This window comes from Kitasatospora sp. NPDC018619, from assembly GCF_044391605.1.
Lineage (GTDB): Bacteria > Actinomycetota > Actinomycetes > Streptomycetales > Streptomycetaceae > Kitasatospora.
The window spans coordinates 16,084-31,545 of the sequence record NZ_JBISAI010000022.1; the positions used below are offsets into that span (position 1 = coordinate 16,084).

At 74.8% G+C, this 15,462-nt stretch carries 13 protein-coding genes; 6 read left to right on the forward strand and 7 right to left on the reverse strand.

What is annotated here, in order from left to right; all coding sequences use genetic code 11:
* Positions 1-8 precede the first annotated feature (8 nt).
* From ACH5AR_RS28270 to ACH5AR_RS28280, 3 genes are all read right to left on the reverse strand, one after another.
* Positions 9-1,613 carry a Rieske 2Fe-2S domain-containing protein gene (locus tag ACH5AR_RS28270; protein ID WP_396304347.1) on the reverse strand — a complete coding sequence of 535 codons (1,605 nt, stop codon included), beginning with the start codon at positions 1,611-1,613 and terminating at the stop codon, positions 9-11.
* Between the two features lie 139 nt (positions 1,614-1,752).
* Positions 1,753-2,091, reverse strand: a complete 339-nt coding sequence (locus ACH5AR_RS28275) for a hypothetical protein (protein WP_396304348.1) — start codon at positions 2,089-2,091, stop codon at positions 1,753-1,755.
* Between the two features lie 34 nt (positions 2,092-2,125).
* Positions 2,126-2,266 carry a hypothetical protein gene (locus ACH5AR_RS28280; RefSeq protein WP_396304349.1) on the reverse strand — a complete coding sequence of 47 codons (141 nt, stop codon included), beginning with the start codon at positions 2,264-2,266 and terminating at the stop codon, positions 2,126-2,128.
* Between the two features lie 340 nt (positions 2,267-2,606).
* Between ACH5AR_RS28280 and ACH5AR_RS28285 the strand changes: the two genes are divergently transcribed.
* From ACH5AR_RS28285 to ACH5AR_RS28295, 3 genes are all read left to right on the forward strand, one after another.
* Positions 2,607-3,056 carry a hypothetical protein gene (locus ACH5AR_RS28285; RefSeq protein WP_396304350.1) on the forward strand — a complete coding sequence of 150 codons (450 nt, stop codon included), beginning with the start codon at positions 2,607-2,609 and terminating at the stop codon, positions 3,054-3,056.
* Positions 3,057-3,221: 165 nt separating this feature from the next.
* Positions 3,222-4,877 carry a multicopper oxidase family protein gene (locus tag ACH5AR_RS28290; RefSeq protein ID WP_396304351.1) on the forward strand — a complete coding sequence of 552 codons (1,656 nt, stop codon included), beginning with the start codon at positions 3,222-3,224 and terminating at the stop codon, positions 4,875-4,877.
* Positions 4,878-5,132: 255 nt separating this feature from the next.
* Positions 5,133-7,142 carry an amino acid transporter gene (locus tag ACH5AR_RS28295; RefSeq protein ID WP_396304352.1) on the forward strand — a complete coding sequence of 670 codons (2,010 nt, stop codon included), beginning with the start codon at positions 5,133-5,135 and terminating at the stop codon, positions 7,140-7,142.
* Between the two features lie 68 nt (positions 7,143-7,210).
* On the opposite strand, the gene ACH5AR_RS28300 is transcribed toward ACH5AR_RS28295, so the two are convergent.
* Positions 7,211-7,813: a transglycosylase family protein gene (locus tag ACH5AR_RS28300; RefSeq protein ID WP_396304353.1), complete on the reverse strand. Its 603-nt coding sequence runs from the start codon at positions 7,811-7,813 to the stop codon at positions 7,211-7,213.
* 423 nt (positions 7,814-8,236) lie between these two features.
* Between ACH5AR_RS28300 and ACH5AR_RS28305 the strand changes: the two genes are divergently transcribed.
* On the forward strand, positions 8,237-9,844 hold the full coding sequence (locus ACH5AR_RS28305; protein ID WP_396304354.1) for a purple acid phosphatase family protein: 1,608 nt from the start codon (positions 8,237-8,239) through the stop codon (positions 9,842-9,844).
* A gap of 283 nt (positions 9,845-10,127) precedes the next feature.
* Complete coding sequence (locus tag ACH5AR_RS28310; RefSeq protein ID WP_396304355.1) at positions 10,128-12,290, forward strand: glycoside hydrolase domain-containing protein; 2,163 nt, start codon at positions 10,128-10,130, stop codon at positions 12,288-12,290.
* Positions 12,291-12,390: 100 nt separating this feature from the next.
* On the opposite strand, the gene ACH5AR_RS28315 is transcribed toward ACH5AR_RS28310, so the two are convergent.
* Entirely contained in the window at positions 12,391-12,804 is a 414-nt protein-coding gene (locus ACH5AR_RS28315) for a peptidase inhibitor family I36 protein (RefSeq protein WP_396304356.1), read from the reverse strand.
* A gap of 363 nt (positions 12,805-13,167) precedes the next feature.
* Here ACH5AR_RS28315 and ACH5AR_RS28320 point away from each other — a divergent pair, with 363 nt between their 5' ends.
* Positions 13,168-13,794, forward strand: a complete 627-nt coding sequence (locus ACH5AR_RS28320; protein WP_396304357.1) for a hypothetical protein — start codon at positions 13,168-13,170, stop codon at positions 13,792-13,794.
* On the opposite strand, the gene ACH5AR_RS28325 is transcribed toward ACH5AR_RS28320, so the two are convergent.
* The gene (locus ACH5AR_RS28325; RefSeq protein WP_396304358.1) at positions 13,782-14,246 is read right to left on the reverse strand and encodes a hypothetical protein; all 465 of its coding nucleotides are present in this window, start codon (positions 14,244-14,246) and stop codon (positions 13,782-13,784) included. The genes ACH5AR_RS28320 and ACH5AR_RS28325 overlap by 13 nt on opposite strands.
* Positions 14,247-14,832: 586 nt before the next feature.
* Positions 14,833-15,318 (reverse strand): universal stress protein, encoded by a 486-nt coding sequence (locus ACH5AR_RS28330; protein ID WP_396304359.1) that lies wholly within the window; start codon positions 15,316-15,318, stop codon positions 14,833-14,835.
* Between the last annotated feature and the right edge of the window lie 144 nt (positions 15,319-15,462).

Below are 15,462 nucleotides of genomic sequence, written 5' to 3' on the forward strand. Positions count from 1 at the left end.
AGTCCTGTTCAGGCCGCGGGGATCTCGGGCAGGTCCGGGTCGTCGTCGGAGGCACGCACCCGCGCCTCGCTGATGATCTTCCGGTCGTCACTGGTCAGGCAGCGGCCGGTGGCCATGTCGAACTCCCAGTCGTGCAGCCGGCAGGTGAGGACGCCGTCCCGGTGGGAGCCGAACCGGACCAGGTCGGCCTTGAGGTGCGGGCAGAGCCGCTGGACGACGTAGTCGCCGGCCCGGGCGCGCTCCTCGGTCTGGCTCAACTCCGCGTAGTAGCCCTCGACATAGGCCATCCGCTCGGTCGAGAGGGAGGCGAAGAAGGTGGTCACGAACTCGTTGAAGGGGCCCTTGCGGGCGGCCTTGAACCGGCAGGACAGGAACAGCTCGTTGGCCCAGTCGGGGCAGCGCTCGGCGACCATCCGCTCGACCAGCGGGCGGGGCAGCTCGAAGCGGTAGCGGCACTCCTCGCCGGCCCAGCGGGCCACCCGGCGCTCCAGGAAGTCGAACAGGATCTGCTCGGCGGGCGCGGCCGCGCCCGCTCCCGCCGGGTCCACCACCTCGACCAGGATCCGGCCGTTGATGCCCGCGCAGGTGTGGTCGGCGAACCGCAGCAGCGGCTCCACCCACTCCCGCAGGGCCGTCAGCAGGTCGGTGCGGCCGGTCGGCCAGGCGGCCTTCTCCGCGCTGATCCGCTCGGCCCGGCGGCCCTGGTAGTCGCGCAGGTAGCCGGTGCGGTCGTCGCGGATCCGGGCGACCGTCCGCTCGTCGACCTGCTCCAGCCGGCAGCTGCGGTCCGGGCCCAACTCGGCGACGGTGCCCGGCAGCAGGAGGTGGGTGTTGGTCACCCCGTGCTCGCGCAGGAAGTCGAGGAAGACCCACTGGTCGGGGAAGATGTTGGCGTCGTCCCGGGCCAGGTCGTTCAGGTGGAAGAGCTCCTCGTCCAGGAAGCAGGGCGGCCCGGCGAACGGGAAGACGTGCTCGGCGCCGTACTGCTCCACGTAGTTGAGCGCGCGGGCCATGCCGTTGCGGCGCTTGCGGCGGCCGACGGTCTGCTTCATCCGGGCGGGGAAGTCGTACACCATCGGGTACCAGATCGCCCCGGAGTACTGGAGGAAGTGCCCGGCGAGCGGCCCGAAGGCCCTGATCCGGGGCTCGTCGACGGGGCGGGCGTCGTTCTGGTTGAGGATCCTGGTGCCGTTGTCGTCGATCAGGATCGCGGAGTCGCCGATCGGCCCGTCGGTCGGCGAGGTGAGGGCGTTGACCATCACCCGCACGCCGCCGTCCAGCGTCGTCGGTTCGAGGTCCCGGGTCTGGACGAAGTGGCGGAAGCCGAGGTCCTCCAGGGCGGTCCGCAGGTCGCGGACCGGGTAGTCCGGCAGCAGGACCACGGTGTCCTTGGACATCCGGGTCCGCAGCCACTCGGCGTCGAAGTGGTCGTGGTGGAGGTGGGAGACGTACAGGTACTCCGCGGTGTGCAGCTGGGCCGTGTCCATCGCCTCGTTGTCGGGGAAGGGGAACCACGAGGCGAAGAACGCGGGGTTGAACCAGGGGTCGCACAGGATGCGCCCGGCGCTGGTCTCCACGAGCAGGCCGGCATGGCCGACGGATGTGATGCGCATGAGTCTCCGATGACGGTCGAGCGACTTCAGGAGGGGGCGGGCCGGGGCGGCGACGGCCGTGGGGGCGCCGTCGCCGTGGGGCGGCCGCGGTGTGGTGCGGAAGGGGAGGCGGGGGAAGGGGTGTGGGAGGGGGCGGACGTCAGCGGGCGTCGTGCGGCGGGCCGGAGGGCCGGCCGAGCACGTTGAAGTCCGCGACGGTGAACCGGGCGAGCGCCGTCGGGCCGGCGGCCGCCCGGTGGGCGGTCGCGAGGGCGCGGTGGGTGATCGCGATGGCGCGGCCGACGGCGTCGATCAGGTCGCAGTCGGCCAGGTAGAAGGTCAACCGCACGCCCCGGGGGGTGATGTGGACGTGGAGGTGCTCGACGCCGTCGCGGGCGGACGTCACGGCGTCCAGGGCCGACCGGACGGCCCCGGCGGTCGGCCGGGTGTCCGTCGGACCGGCCGCGGCGGCGGTCAGCAGCACGCCGACGAGGTGCACCGCGAGTCCCGGGAGCGTTGGGGGAGCCGGCCGGTCAGCCCCAGGAGAAGCCGTCGCCCGCCGCGGCCGGGGCGGCCCAGGTGAGCGGCACGGCGGCGAGCGGGGCGGCCGGCGCGGTGGGGAGCGCGGTCGTGGTCCGGCGGGCGGAGCCGCCGGAACGCGCGGAGGTGGGCATGGGGAAGTCCTCCGGATCGTCGGGGGTTTCGGGCCGCTCACGGGTCGTCCGCGGCCTCGGCGGTCCCAAGATTCGCACGGGCCCCGCACGCTCACACGGTTTCAGGGGTGACACCAAGCGCGTGGCCGCTTCGGGCCAGGACCGGCAGGGCGCGCCGACCCCGGATGAGCTGCGGGGGAGCCGCCTTGGCAGGTTTCGGTCAGGCGGAAGCTGTCAGGTACCGACCACGGATCATCCCGCGATGTGGACGGCCGGCGCCGCTCGGGGCCCTGGCGGTGTGCCGGGTGGGTCGGGATACCCTGTGGGGGTACGAGTGGGCGACGGTGGACGGGAGGCGGGGATGGTGCGGTCGTGGCCGTCCGGTCCGTCGGCGCCCCGGGTGCCGCGCCTGCTGCTGCTTGCCGCGCTGCTGCTCGGCATCGTCACCATGCACACGCTCGGCCACCCGGGCGGCGGGCACGGCGGGAACCGGGGGCCGGCGGCGCACGCCGCCGCGCCGTACGGACCGGGCGCCGTGCACCACGGCGCGGCCGTCGAACCCATGGCCGCCGCCGCCCCCGCCGCCACCGCGGCCGACCCTGCCGACCCCGGCGGCACGGACCCGATGGCGGTCTGCCTCGCCGTCCTGGCCGGCTGGGCCGTGGTGCTGCTGCTCGCCGGCCCGCTGCTGCGCCGCGGCGGCGACGCCGCCGCCGAACTGCGGGCCCGGCTGCTGCGGGCCGTGCGCGCGCTGCCCCCGCCCGGGGGCGGACGGACACTCCTCACCCGGCTTTCGGTGCTGCGTCAGTAGGCGCGCGCCCGCCGTCCCCTGCCCGCGCCCGATCGGGAGCGCCCGCCGTACGTCCACGTGCCCTGTCGCACGTCCGCGTGCCCGCGTGCGCCCCGCAGCGCCCGCGCACGGAACGGCCGACGCGCCGTCCTGCCCACCCAACACCCGCACGAGGTGCACTCCGCCATGCGCACACCCACCCGTCGTACCGTCCTCGGCGCCGCGCTCGCCGCCGCCGGGACCGGCCTGCTCGCCGCCTGTTCCTCCGGCCCCATGAAGGGCATGGACCACGGCTCGATGGACCACGGCTCCACCGGAGCCCCGAACGGCCCGTCCGCCGCCCCGTCCACCCCGGGCGCCACCCCGGCCGGCTACCTCGCCCCGAACGGCCCCGAGGTCGCCGCCGCCGAGGCCCGGCGCAACCCCGGCCCGGAGCGCAGGGTCGCGCTCACCGCCACCGAGACCACCCTCGACCTCGGCGGCCGCACCGTCCGCAGCTGGGCGTACGGCGACCGCCTGCCCGGCCGGGAGGTGCGGGCCACCCTCGGCGACACGCTCGCCGTCACCCTCGCCAACCACCTGCCGCAGGCCACCTCGCTGCACTGGCACGGCCTCGCGCTGCGCAACGACATGGACGGTGTGCCGGGCGTGACCCAGGCCGACGTCAGGCCCGGCGCCTCCTTCGAGTACCGCTTCGCGCTCGGCCACCCGGGCACCTACTGGTTCCACCCGCACTCCGGCGTCCAGCAGGACCGCGGCCTGTACGCCCCGCTGATCGTGGAGGACCCGAAGGAGCCGCTCGCCTACGACCGGGAGTGGGTCGTCGTCCTGGACGACTGGGTGGACGGCGTCGACGGCAGCACCCCGGACGCCGTCCTCGCCGAACTCGCCCGGGGCATGGGTGCGATGGACCACGCGGGCGGCGCCCCGGGCGGCTCCGGGCACGACATGTCCGCGATGCCCGGCCACGACGCGGCGGCGTCCGGTAGCGGCGGCCGCGCGGGCGCCACCGGCCCGTCCCGGATGCTGATGGGCGCCCGGAGCCCGCTGCTGGGCGGTGACGCGGGGGACGTGGCGTACCCGTTCCACCTGGTGAACGGCAGGCTCGCCGGCGCGCCGGAGACCTTCACCGCCAAGCCGGGGGATCGGATCCGGATCCGGCTGGTCAACGCGGGCGGCGACACCGCCTACCGGGTCGCCCTCGGCGGCCACGAGCTGACCGTCACCCACACCGACGGCTTCCCGGTCGAGCCGGCCACCACCCAGGCGCTGCTGCTCGGCATGGGCGAGCGCTACGACGTGCTGGTCACCGCGAAGGACGGCGCCTTCCCGCTGACGGCGCTGGCCGAAGGCAAGAACGCCACCGCCCTGGCGGTGCTGCGCACCGGCGGCGGCGCCGCACCCGACGCCGCCGTCCGCCCCGCGGAGCTGGACGGGCGGCTGCTCACCGCCGGGCAGCTGAAGGCCGCCCCGGAGGTCCGGCTGCCCGCCCGGGCGCCGGACCGCACGGTGAGGCTGGAGCTCACCGGCGGGATGGCGCGGGCCGACTGGGCCTTCGACGGCCGCCGGTACGACCCGGCGCAGCGCCACCCGGTGGCGGCGGGGGAGCGGGTGCGGCTGGAGTTCCGCAACAGCACCGCCATGTGGCACCCCGTCCACCTGCACGGGCACAGCTTCGCGCTGCCCGGGGACGGCCCGCGCAAGGACACCGCGATCGTGCTGCCGGGCACGACCCTGGCCGTCGACTTCGACGCCGACAACCCGGGCCTGTGGATGGTGCACTGCCACAACGTCTACCACGCGGAGACGGGCATGATGACCGTCCTCGGCTACCGGGCCTGACACCGGGGCTCCCCCCCCCCCCCCGCGAAAAGTACCCCGGGTTTCTTGCCCACCGGACCCCGGACCGCTCGGACGGTCCGGGGTCCGTGCGCCCCGGAACCCGGCCCGCCCCGGTGTGCCGGCCGCGCCGACCTGCGGGGCCATGACGTTTTCTTAACGCGGGCCGGTGGCGGAACCCCGGCGCCCGTCGCATAGCGTGTCGCCCTGCCGTCGCCCGACGGCGTTTTTACGGGGTCTTTAAACAAGAGGTGCAAGGTGGTTTCGTCGGGTTCGACGGGGACGGCGGAGTCGGACGCGCCGTCGGCGCGAATACGCCTCCGCAACTGGCTGCTGGAGGACGTGACCGCGGAGAAGCCCGCCGCGGAGGACGCCCCCGGGGCGCCGGGCGGGGGCGCGGCGGCGGGGGACTCCGCCGCGCACGGCGGGCAGGCGGGCCAGCGCTGGTGGCGGGTGATGTGCCTGACCGGCCTGGACTACTTCTCGACGCTCGGCTACCAGCCGGGCATCGCCGCCCTCGCCGCGGGCGTGCTGTCGCCGATCGCCACGATCGTGCTGGTGGTGGTCACCCTGCTGGGCGCCCTGCCGGTCTACCGCCGGGTGGCCAAGGAGAGCCCGCACGGCGAGGGGTCGATCGCGATGCTGGAGCGGCTGCTGTCGTTCTGGAAGGGCAAGCTGTTCGTCCTCGCGCTGCTCGGCTTCGCGGCCACGGACTTCCTGATCACCATCACGCTCTCCGCCGCCGACGCGAGCGCCCACCTGGTGGAGAACCCGCACCTGACCGGCTTCCTCGGCGGCAGGCAGGTGCTGATCACCCTGGTCCTGGTGGCCCTGCTCGGCGCGGTCTTCCTCAAGGGCTTCAGCGAGGCGATCGGCCTGGCGGTCTTCCTGGTCGGGACGTACCTGCTGCTGAACGTGGTCGTGGTGGCCGTCGGCCTCTGGAAGATCGTCGAGGCGCCGCACGTCGTCACCGACTGGACGGACGCGCTGACCGCCCAGCACGGCAACCCGGTCGTCATGGTCGGCGTGGCCCTGGTGACCTTCCCGAAGCTCGCGCTCGGCCTGTCCGGCTTCGAGACCGGCGTCGCCGTGATGCCGCACATCAAGGGCGACCCGACCGACACCGAGGCCGCCCCGGCCGGCCGGATCCGCGGCACCCGCAAGCTGCTGACCACCGCCGCCGTGATCATGAGCTGCTTCCTGATCGCCACCAGCTTCATCACCACGCTGCTCATCCCGGCCGACCAGTTCAGGACCGGCGGCGAGGCCAACGGCCGCGCCCTGGCCTACCTGGCCCACGAGTACCTGGGCGGCGCGTTCGGCAGCGTCTACGACCTCTCCACCATCGCGATCCTCTGGTTCGCCGGCGCCTCCGCCATGGCGGGCATGCTCAACCTGCTGCCCCGCTACCTGCCGCGCTACGGCATGGCCCCGCACTGGGCGCGCGCGGTGCGGCCGATGGTGATCGTGCTGACCCTGGTCGGCTTCCTGGTCACCTGGATCTTCGACGCCAACGTGGACGCCCAGGGCGGCGCCTACGCGACCGGGGTGCTGGTGCTGATCAGCTCGGCCGCCATCGCGGTGACCATCGCGGCGTACCGCAAGCGCGAGCGCGGCTGGACCGTCGCCTTCGCGGTGATCGCGGCGATCTTCCTCTACACCACCGTGCTGAACGTGCTGGAGCGGCCGGACGGCCTGAAGATCGGCGCCTGCTTCATCGCCGGGATCATCCTCGTCTCGCTGCTCTCCCGGCTGCGCCGCGCCTTCGAGCTGCGCGTCACCAGCGTGGCCCTGGACGATGTGGCGGAACGTTTCATCAGGGACTACGCGCACCGGCCGCTGCGGCTGATCGCCAACGAGCCGAACCGCCGGGACCTCGCGGAGTACCGCGACAAGATCCACCAGATCCGCGCCGACAACGACATCCCCGGCGAGGACGACCTGGTCTTCGTCGAGGTGACCGTCCGCGACGCCTCCGACTTCGAGGCCGAACTGAGCGTCCGCGGCGAGGTGCTGCACGGCCGCTACCGGGTGCTCACCCTGGAGAGCTCCAGCATCCCGAACGCGCTGGCCGCGCTGGCGCTGAACATCCGGGACCGCACCGGGCAGCAGCCGCACCTGTACTTCGAGTGGACGGAGGGCAGCCCCTTCGCGCAGTTCCTGCGGTTCTTCCTGTTCGGGCAGGGCGAGGTCGCCCCGGTCACCCGGGAGGTGCTGCGCGAGGCCGAGCCGGACCGCTCGCGCCGTCCGCGGGTGCACGTCGGCTGATCCACCCGGGCACGCCCCGGCCCGGCCGCCCGTCGGGAGCGGCCGGGCCGGGGCGTGCCCGTCGGGGGTCAGGAGGGGAGTTCGAGGACCAGGCCGGGCTCGATGAGGTCCGGGTCCTCGCCGACGGCGGCGCGGTTGAGCTCGTAGAGCGCGGGCCAGCCGCCGGGGACGTCCAGGGCCTCGGCGAGGTCGGCGAGGGTGTCGTACCTCCGGACGGTCCAGGTGCCGTCCTCCGGCGCGCCCGGGGTGTGGGCGGTGCTCGGAGGCGGCTGGACGGACCCGCGGCCCTGGCCGCGGGCGGCCCGGGCGCCGCAGACCGGCCAGGGGGAGAGGCCGCGGCGGTCGGCGAGGTGCTGGGCGACGGCGATCTGCTGCTCGCGGCTGGCGAGGTCGGCGCGCGGGGCGTAGTCGAGGCCGCCGTTCTCCCGCCAGGTGGGCTGGTCGAACTGGAGGCCGCCGTAGTAGCCGTTGCCGGTGTTGATGCGCCAGTTGCCGCTGCTCTCGCAGGCTGCCACGCGGTCCCAGTCGTAGGAGCCGCCGTCCGCCTTCCCGGGGTCGGAGCCGGTGCCCCGGCCCGGTGGCGCGGCGTGGGCCGCGGGGGCGGCGAGGGCCACGGACAGGGCGCAGAGCGCGGTCGGGACGATGCGGCGCAGACGGGCGGTGGCAGGCATGGGCGGCTCTCAGACTCGGGGACAAGGACCCGCGCCGTCCGCGGACGGCGCACTCCCACCCATGCACGCCGGACGGGGTGTTCCGGCGCCGACACGAGCAGGGGGTCACCCGCACGGCGGCCCGGGAGCACCCCGGTGGCCCGCGGCCGATCGGCCGTCACCCCCGCCGCCCGGGGCGCGGGGCCCTGCCGGCTCCGCGGGAGACCGGCCGGGCCGGCGGCCACGGCGGCGACACGCCGTCCCCGGGCCGAACCGCCCGCCTCCTGCGGCCTGCCCGCCGCCCGGCCGACCAGGGGGCGGGCCGCGCCCCGGGCGGAGCCCGGCGGTCGCGCCAACTGCCTCCCGGTGAAGGGGAATCGAACGGAACAACCGAGGGTGACGGGCCTCTTGTCAAAGGTTAGGGAAGTTTCCTAACTTTATGTCATGTCCGAGACCGAGACCCCATGGCACTCCCGGCGTGACCTCCTCCGAGCCGGCGCGGCGGGCGGTGCGGCCCTCGCGGCCGGCGGCCTGCTGCTGCCGGGCACCGCCCTGGCCGCCCCGCTCCCGACCGCCCTCGCCACCCCGACCGTCCCGGCGCCCGGGGCGGCGACCCTCCCCGCCACCCCGACCGTCCCCGCGGCCCGTGGCGAGCGCACCGCCGGCTCCGCGCTGCGCCCCTTCGGCCGGCACCTCGCCTACGGGGCCGACCCGTCCCAGCAGGTCGTCGTCTCCTGGCAGGTGCCGGACGCGGTGACCGCGCCGTTCGTCCGGATCGGCGTCCAGCCCGGCGACTTCGGCTCCCCGGTCGCCGCCGAGGTCCGCACCCTGGTCAGCAAGCTGTCCTGGCAGCACCCCGTCGAGGACCAGCCCCTGGTCAAGCCCACCACCGTCACCCAGTACTACCTGCACGCGCGGCTGGACCAGCTGGTCCCGGACACCACCTACTACTACGTCGTCGGCCACCAGGGCTACGACCCGGCCGGCCAGGGCGCCCGCCTCGGCGACGTGGCGAGCTTCCGCACCGCACCCGCCCCCGGCCGCGGCGGAGGGTTCACCTTCACCGCCTTCGGCGACCAGGGCATCGGGTACAACGCGGCCGCCACCGGAAACCTCATCGCCGGCCTGGACCCCGCCTTCCACCTCCACATGGGCGACCTCTCCTACGCCAACGCCGGCGGCAGCGGCAAGACCAGCGACGCGTACGACGCCCGGCTGTGGGACTCCTTCTTCGTGCAGAACGACCCCGTCGCCTCCCGGACCCCGTGGATGCCGGCGATCGGCAACCACGAGATGGAGCCCTGGTACGGGGGCGACGGCTACGGGGGCATGCGGGCCCGGTTCACCACGCCCGACAACGCCTGGAGCCAGTCCACCGGCATCTACTCCTGGCGGTACCAGAACGTCGGCCTGATCAGCCTCGACGGCAACGACGTCTGCTACAACACCCCGGCCAACCTCGACCACACCAAGGGCAAGCAGAAGAAGTGGCTGGAGAGCCAGCTCGCCGCGCTCCGCGCCGACACCGGCATCGACTTCATCGTCGTCTACCTCCACCAGTGCACGTACTCCACCTGCCACGACAACGGGGCCGAACTCGGCGCGCAGCAGGACTGGGCCCCGCTGTTCGACAAGTACCAGGTGGACCTGGTGCTCAGCGGCCACAACCACGTCTACGAGCGGACGGACCCGATCCGGGCCGGCAAGGCCACCCGCAAGGCCGCCTCGGGCGACACCGTCGACCCGAGGAAGGACGGCACCACCTACGTCGTCGCGGGCGGCGGGGGCGGCGGGCTCTACTCCTTCCCGGTCGCCGACACCTACCTCGGGCACGAGACGGCCAACGACAAGCCGGTCCCGATGGTGGTCGCCGACCGGAGCGGCCACAACCAGACCGTCAAGGTCACCTGGTCCAGGGTCCGGTACACCGGCTACTGCCTGGTCGCCGTCGACGTCACCCCCGCCGCCGCGGGCCGGCCCGCCCGCCTGGAGCTGCGCTCGCTCACCGAGGACGGCACGGCCGTGGACCGGCTCACCGTGCAGCGCGGCTGAGCCGGCCGCCGGGGCGGCCGGCGGCGGTGCTCGGCCCGCCCGCCGCCGGCCCCTGGCCCGGTGCCCGGGGCGGGGCGGGGCGGTCGGGGCAGGCCCCGGCTTCCGCTGGAGGGCCTTTCATCTATACCTTCTACCAGCCGGGATGACGCGCCGTCCGACGGCTGTCCCGGGGGCCGAAAGGTGATCGAGGCGGGGGAAGGCGGTCCGTCGTCGTGGCGTACCGCCTTTCGTCATGTCAGGAGATCACCGGGTGAAGCCCCGCATATCCGTATTCCTACGATCCGTGGTCGCGGCCGCCGCCGCGGTCGCGGTGCCGCTCGCCGCCGCCGGCTCGGCGCAGGCCGCGGCGCCGTCCGCGACACCGTCCGCAGCGCCTGCCAAGGCGCCGGCCCCGGACACCAGGGCCGTGTCGTACCAGGGCCGCGTGTTCCACGTCCCGGCGAGCTGGCCGGTGGTCGACCTGGCCGCGGACCCGCGCGCCTGCGTGCGGTTCGACCAGCACGCCGTCTACCTGGGGCACCCCGGGGACCAGCAGGAGTGCCCGCCCCGGCTGGTGGGCCGCACCGAGGCGCTGCTCGTGGAGCCCGCCGCCGGGGCCGCGCCGGCCGCGGCGGAGTCCGAGCCGGTCTCCCGCGTGCTCCGCGCCACCGACGGCACCGTCGCGGTGACCGGTACGTACGACACCGACCAGCGCCTGGTCCAGGGGATCGTCACGGGCGCCGGCCTGGCCGTCGCGTCGCCCGCCCGCCGCACGGGCCCGGCCGCCGCTCCCCGGGCGACGGCCACCGCCCCGGCGGCGCAGCCGAGGGCCGCCGCCGCGCCGGCCGCCCTCCCCGCCTCCGTCACCAACCACACCGGCAAGGGCTTCGACGCCTGCACCGCACCGTCCAGCGGCGCGATGAACGCCTGGCGGGCCAACTCGCCCTACCAGGCGGTCGGCATCTACATCGGCGGGTCGAACCGGGCCTGCAGCCAGCCGAACCTGACGGCGGGCTGGGTCCAGCAGCAGAGCGCCAACGGGTGGCACTTCATGCCGCTGTACGTGGGCGTCCAGGCCGGCCAGATCAGGTACCCCGCCACGGAGGGGGCCGACGCCGCCGACGACGCGGTGAAGCAGGCCCAGGCCCTCGGCTTCGGCGCCGGCGCGGTGCTCTACTACGACATGGAGAGCTACGCCCCGCAGTACACCGGCGCGGTGCTCGCCTTCCTCACCGCGTGGACCAACGAGCTGCACGCCTGGGGCTACAACTCCGGTGTCTACAGCAGCTCCTCCTCCGGGATGAAGGACCTGGTGGCCAACGCGGGCAACAGCGCCTACGCCATGCCCGACGTCGTCTTCGCGGCCAACTGGAACGGCGTGGCCGACACCAGCGACCCGTACATCCCGGCCGGCTACTGGTCCAACCACCAGCGCGCCCACCAGTACGCCTCGCCGGGCAACGAGACCTGGGGCAACGTCACGATCGGCATCGACCAGGACTACCTCGACGTCCAGCTCACCGGCACCCCGCCGTCCCAGTCCTCCCAGTTCTTCCTCGGCGTCCGGCAGAGCTCCGGGGCCTGGCCGGGCTTCGCGGTGATGCCGGGGGTCGGCGGCGCCGGCGTGTTCAAGGGCTCCGAGGCCGCCGTCACCGGCCTGCCGGACGGCTCCTCGCAGCAGGTGGGCGTCGGCCTCGACGGCAACCTGTACCACGCCACCCGGTCCGCCACCGGCACGCTCAGCGGCTTCTCGGCCCTCAACGGCGTCGGCACGGCGACCATGTCGGCCCGCCGGGCGGGCATCGCGGGCATGGCGGACGGCTCCTCGCAGCTGGTGGCGATCGGCAACGACGGCAACGTCTACCACAGGATCCGTTTCTCCGACGGCAGTTGGTCCGGCTTCGCCCCGCTGCCGGGTGTCGGTACGCCGGCCATGGCCGCCTCGGACGTCGCCGTCGCCGCGCTGCCGGACGGCTCGGTGCAGGTGCTGGCGATCGGCAACGACGGCAACGTCTACCACGAGAGCCGCTTCTCCGACGGCACCTGGTCCGGCTTCGCCCCGCTGCCGGGTGTCGGCACGCCGACCATGGCCGCCTCCAGGGTCGCCATCGCGGGCCTGCCGGACGGCTCCTCCCAGGTGCTGGCGATCGGTGGCGACAGCAACGTCTACCACGAGAGCCGGTTCGCCAACGGCAGTTGGAGCGGCTTCGCCGCGCTGCCCGGCGTCCGGACCCCGACCATGCCCGCGCGCACGGTCGGCATCGCCGGGATGGGCGACGGCTCGGCGCAGGTGGCGGTGATCGGCGGCGACGGCAACGTCTACCACGAGACCCGCTTCTCCGACGGCGGTTGGAGCGGCTTCGGTGCCGTCCAGGGCCCGTACGGGTCCAGCACCTTCCCGGCCCAGCGCGCCGCGATCGCGGCCCTGCCGGACGGGTCCAGCCAGCTGGTCGCGATCCGGGGCTGACCCGGGCGGCTCCGCGGCCTGCGCCCGCCGGGCGGTGGACCGCGGAGCCGCCGAAGGGCCCCGCCTGGTGCGGGGCCCTTCGGGGGTGCCGAGCGGGGCGTCAGGAGTACGGGCGCGCGTCGTTGTTCGCGGCGGCGTTGAGCGAGCCCGCGTACCCGTTGTCGAAGGGGACCCAGAGGCCGTCGCTGATCTTGCTGACGTACACCGTGTGGCCGGTGTTGTTCACGATCGAGGCGGCGTTCTGGTACATCGTCACCCCGTAGCCGGAGCCGTTCCCGTAGCGGGCGAAGGTGTAGTTGTGCAGGTCGAGGTTCTGGTTCGGCGAGAAGTTGTCGAACGATCCCCAGCCGGCTCCCGGTGAGTTGTAGTACAGGCAGACGCTGCCGTTGGGGCACGCCTCCGCCCCGCCCGGCCCCGCGGCGTAGGCGTTCCCGGTGGCCATGGCCACCGCGCCGGCCGTCATCACGGCCACCGCCGCGATGCCGGCGGTGCGCCGTCCGATCGTGATGCGCATTCCGTACTCCCGTCCCGGTCGACAGTGCAGGAAGGCCGGGCGGGCGGCCCGGTCCGTTCCGGACCACCGCCCCCGAGGCCTCGAACAGGCTGGCACGGGCGGCCCGGCGGCGCCATGGTTTCGCCCGGTTCCGCTTGTGGACGGTTGCGCAGACGCGGGCCCGGGGGCCGCCGCCGAGCGGGACGGGCGGCTCACCCGCCGCCTCCTTGCGCCTGACGCGCCCACCCCGCGTCCCACCCCTCGCCCGCATCCCCCGGCAGACCCCGCCGGAGCCGGCGAATCCGTCCGTGAACAGGGCTGCTGCGGACGGCGGTGTTGTTCTACAGTTCTGTAGAACAACACGGGTGACGATCGGGGACGAGCATGGACAGGCCGCTTCGGCTGCCGCAGCAGGATCGGGCGGACTTCGAGACGGAGCTCGGGCGGGCCCTGGCGGATCCGCAGGTGCGGGCCGCGTTGCGGGCCCGGGGGGAGGAGGCCCGGGGAGTGGAGCGGTTGCGGCGGACGGCGCGGGAGAACGCGGAGTTCGTGCTGGCCGCGGCGGCGCCGGAGTACGAGCGGTACGCGGCGCTGCGGGCGGACGCCGACGCGGTGGCGCGGCTTCCGGTGGACGCGCCCGCGCGGGAGCGGGCGTCGGGCTGGTGGGGCGTGCTGGGGGTGGTCGTGCCGATCATCGCGGTGACGGCGGCGGTGGTCTTCCTGGTGCTGGGCTCCGTCCTGGGGCTGGTCGAGGACCTGGAGGTGCTGGCGGGTGCGCTGGTGGACGCCGGGTGGGTGGCGGCCGGGGCGGGCGCGGTGGGTCTGCTGGTGGGCGGGCTGGGGCTGCTGGGGGCGGCCCGGTCGAAGGGGGCGGAGGCCGGGGAAGCGGCGGACGGGCCGGGGGAGTTGGTGCTGGCGCGGAACGCCTGGCGCTCGGCGCTGGCGGAGCGCGGGCTGGTGCCGTACCTGGTGGCACAGGCGGCCGCGGCGCCCGGTGGTCAGCGGCGCTGATCGAGTCCCGCCGCGCGGGCGGCGTCGACCAGGAGCTGGGCGGCGTCCGGGGGGATGGCCAGGCGGCGGGCGATCCAGGGCGCGGGGCGGCCGGCGCGGGCGAGCATCCAGGCGGAGTAGAGGTGGCCGAGCTGGGGCGCGTCGGCGGACAGCAGCAGGGGGCGGACGGCCTCCATCGGGAAGCCTTCGAGGGCGCGGGCGCTGTACTCGCGGCCGTTGGGGCCGGGCGGGGGCAGCGGGAGCGGGCGGCGGAGGTCGATCCAGCGGCTGAACAGCACCGCGCCGACGACCAGCAGACCGGTGCCGGAGGCGCCGATCAGGATGCCGCCGATGACGGGGCGGTCCTCCTCCTCGGCCATGGCCAGGGCGATCTCCTCCAGGACGAGCAGGCCGAGCACGGTGAGCAGCACGGCGGCTTCGGCGGGGCGCGGGTGGGTCCGGGACGTCGTCATGCGGAACCTCTTCCTCGGCGGGGCGGCCGGGGGTTTCGGGCGGGCGCGGCGATTCACCTTCCGTACAACGGGCGGCGGGTGGCGCGGGGCACGCGCCACGGTCCGGGCGGTGAAATCGCGGACGGGAATTGACGAACCGTCAAGAAGTCGCTGCGGGCGGCCGGTTGGCCGCCCGGCGGAGGTTGCGGATCGCACCTCCTTCCGGTCGGGCGCGCCTGGCGGTGCGTTCGTCGACGGGGCGAGGGGCCCGGGCTGCGGGTGGGCTCCGGCTCAGCATAGCCCGGGCATGCCAACTTCGACAGGCTTGTCGAAGTCGTGGGGCCCAGGGGCGGGAGCGGTGTGTCCGACGGTGCCGGGGCGGCTGCTCCGGGTGCGGACGACTGCTGTTCCTGGTGCGGACGGTTCCTGCTCGGAGCCCGAACGGCCCGCAGCGCCGGCCCGGGTCCGCCCCGGCCGGCGCTGCGGGCCGTCGTCCGATCCTGCTGTCGGGATCCCGGCGTCGGGATCCCGCCGCCGAGTCCTGCCGTCGAGTCCTGTCGTCGAGTCCTGTCGTCGAACCGCGTGGTCGAGCCCTGCTGCCGGCCCGTCAGCGCGCCGGCAGCGGGAGCGGGGCGCCGGTGCGGGCCGGGAGCTCCAGGCGGGTGAGGAGGGCGGAGGGCGAGACCTCGACCACCCGGCAGCCCGCCCGGTGGCGGCAGTGGCGGGCGACGGAGCCGTGCCGCAGGCGGTCCAGGCGGCGGCGGGTGGCGGCGCCGAGGACGAGCAGGTCCTGCGGGCCGGTGACGGCGCCGACGAGCGCGGGGCCGGGCTCGCCGTGGACCACCAGCGGATGGATGACCAGGTCGGACGGGTAGCCGCCGTAGGCCTGCTCGAAGGCGACGTCGAGGCGGCGGCGGGCGGCGTGCTCCGGTTCGGTGGGCGGGCGCAGGCCGTCCCGCCCGTGCGAGCTCCAGGCCGCGACGGGCACCAGCACGGCCTGCTGCCGGGCGGCCTCGCCGACGGCGTGGTAGAGCGCGGCCAGACTGCTCAGTGATCCGCTCAGGCCGACGATCACTCGGGTGGTCCCGGTCACGGCGGTCGCCTCCGTCTCTTCCGGCGGCACGCTCCATCGGGCCCCGCCGGTTCGGCACTCCTTGCTTCGGACGCTCCAGTCAACCCCGGAACGGCTGCCTCCGTACCGCTGCTGACACCCCCATGACGCAGGTCGCGCCCATCT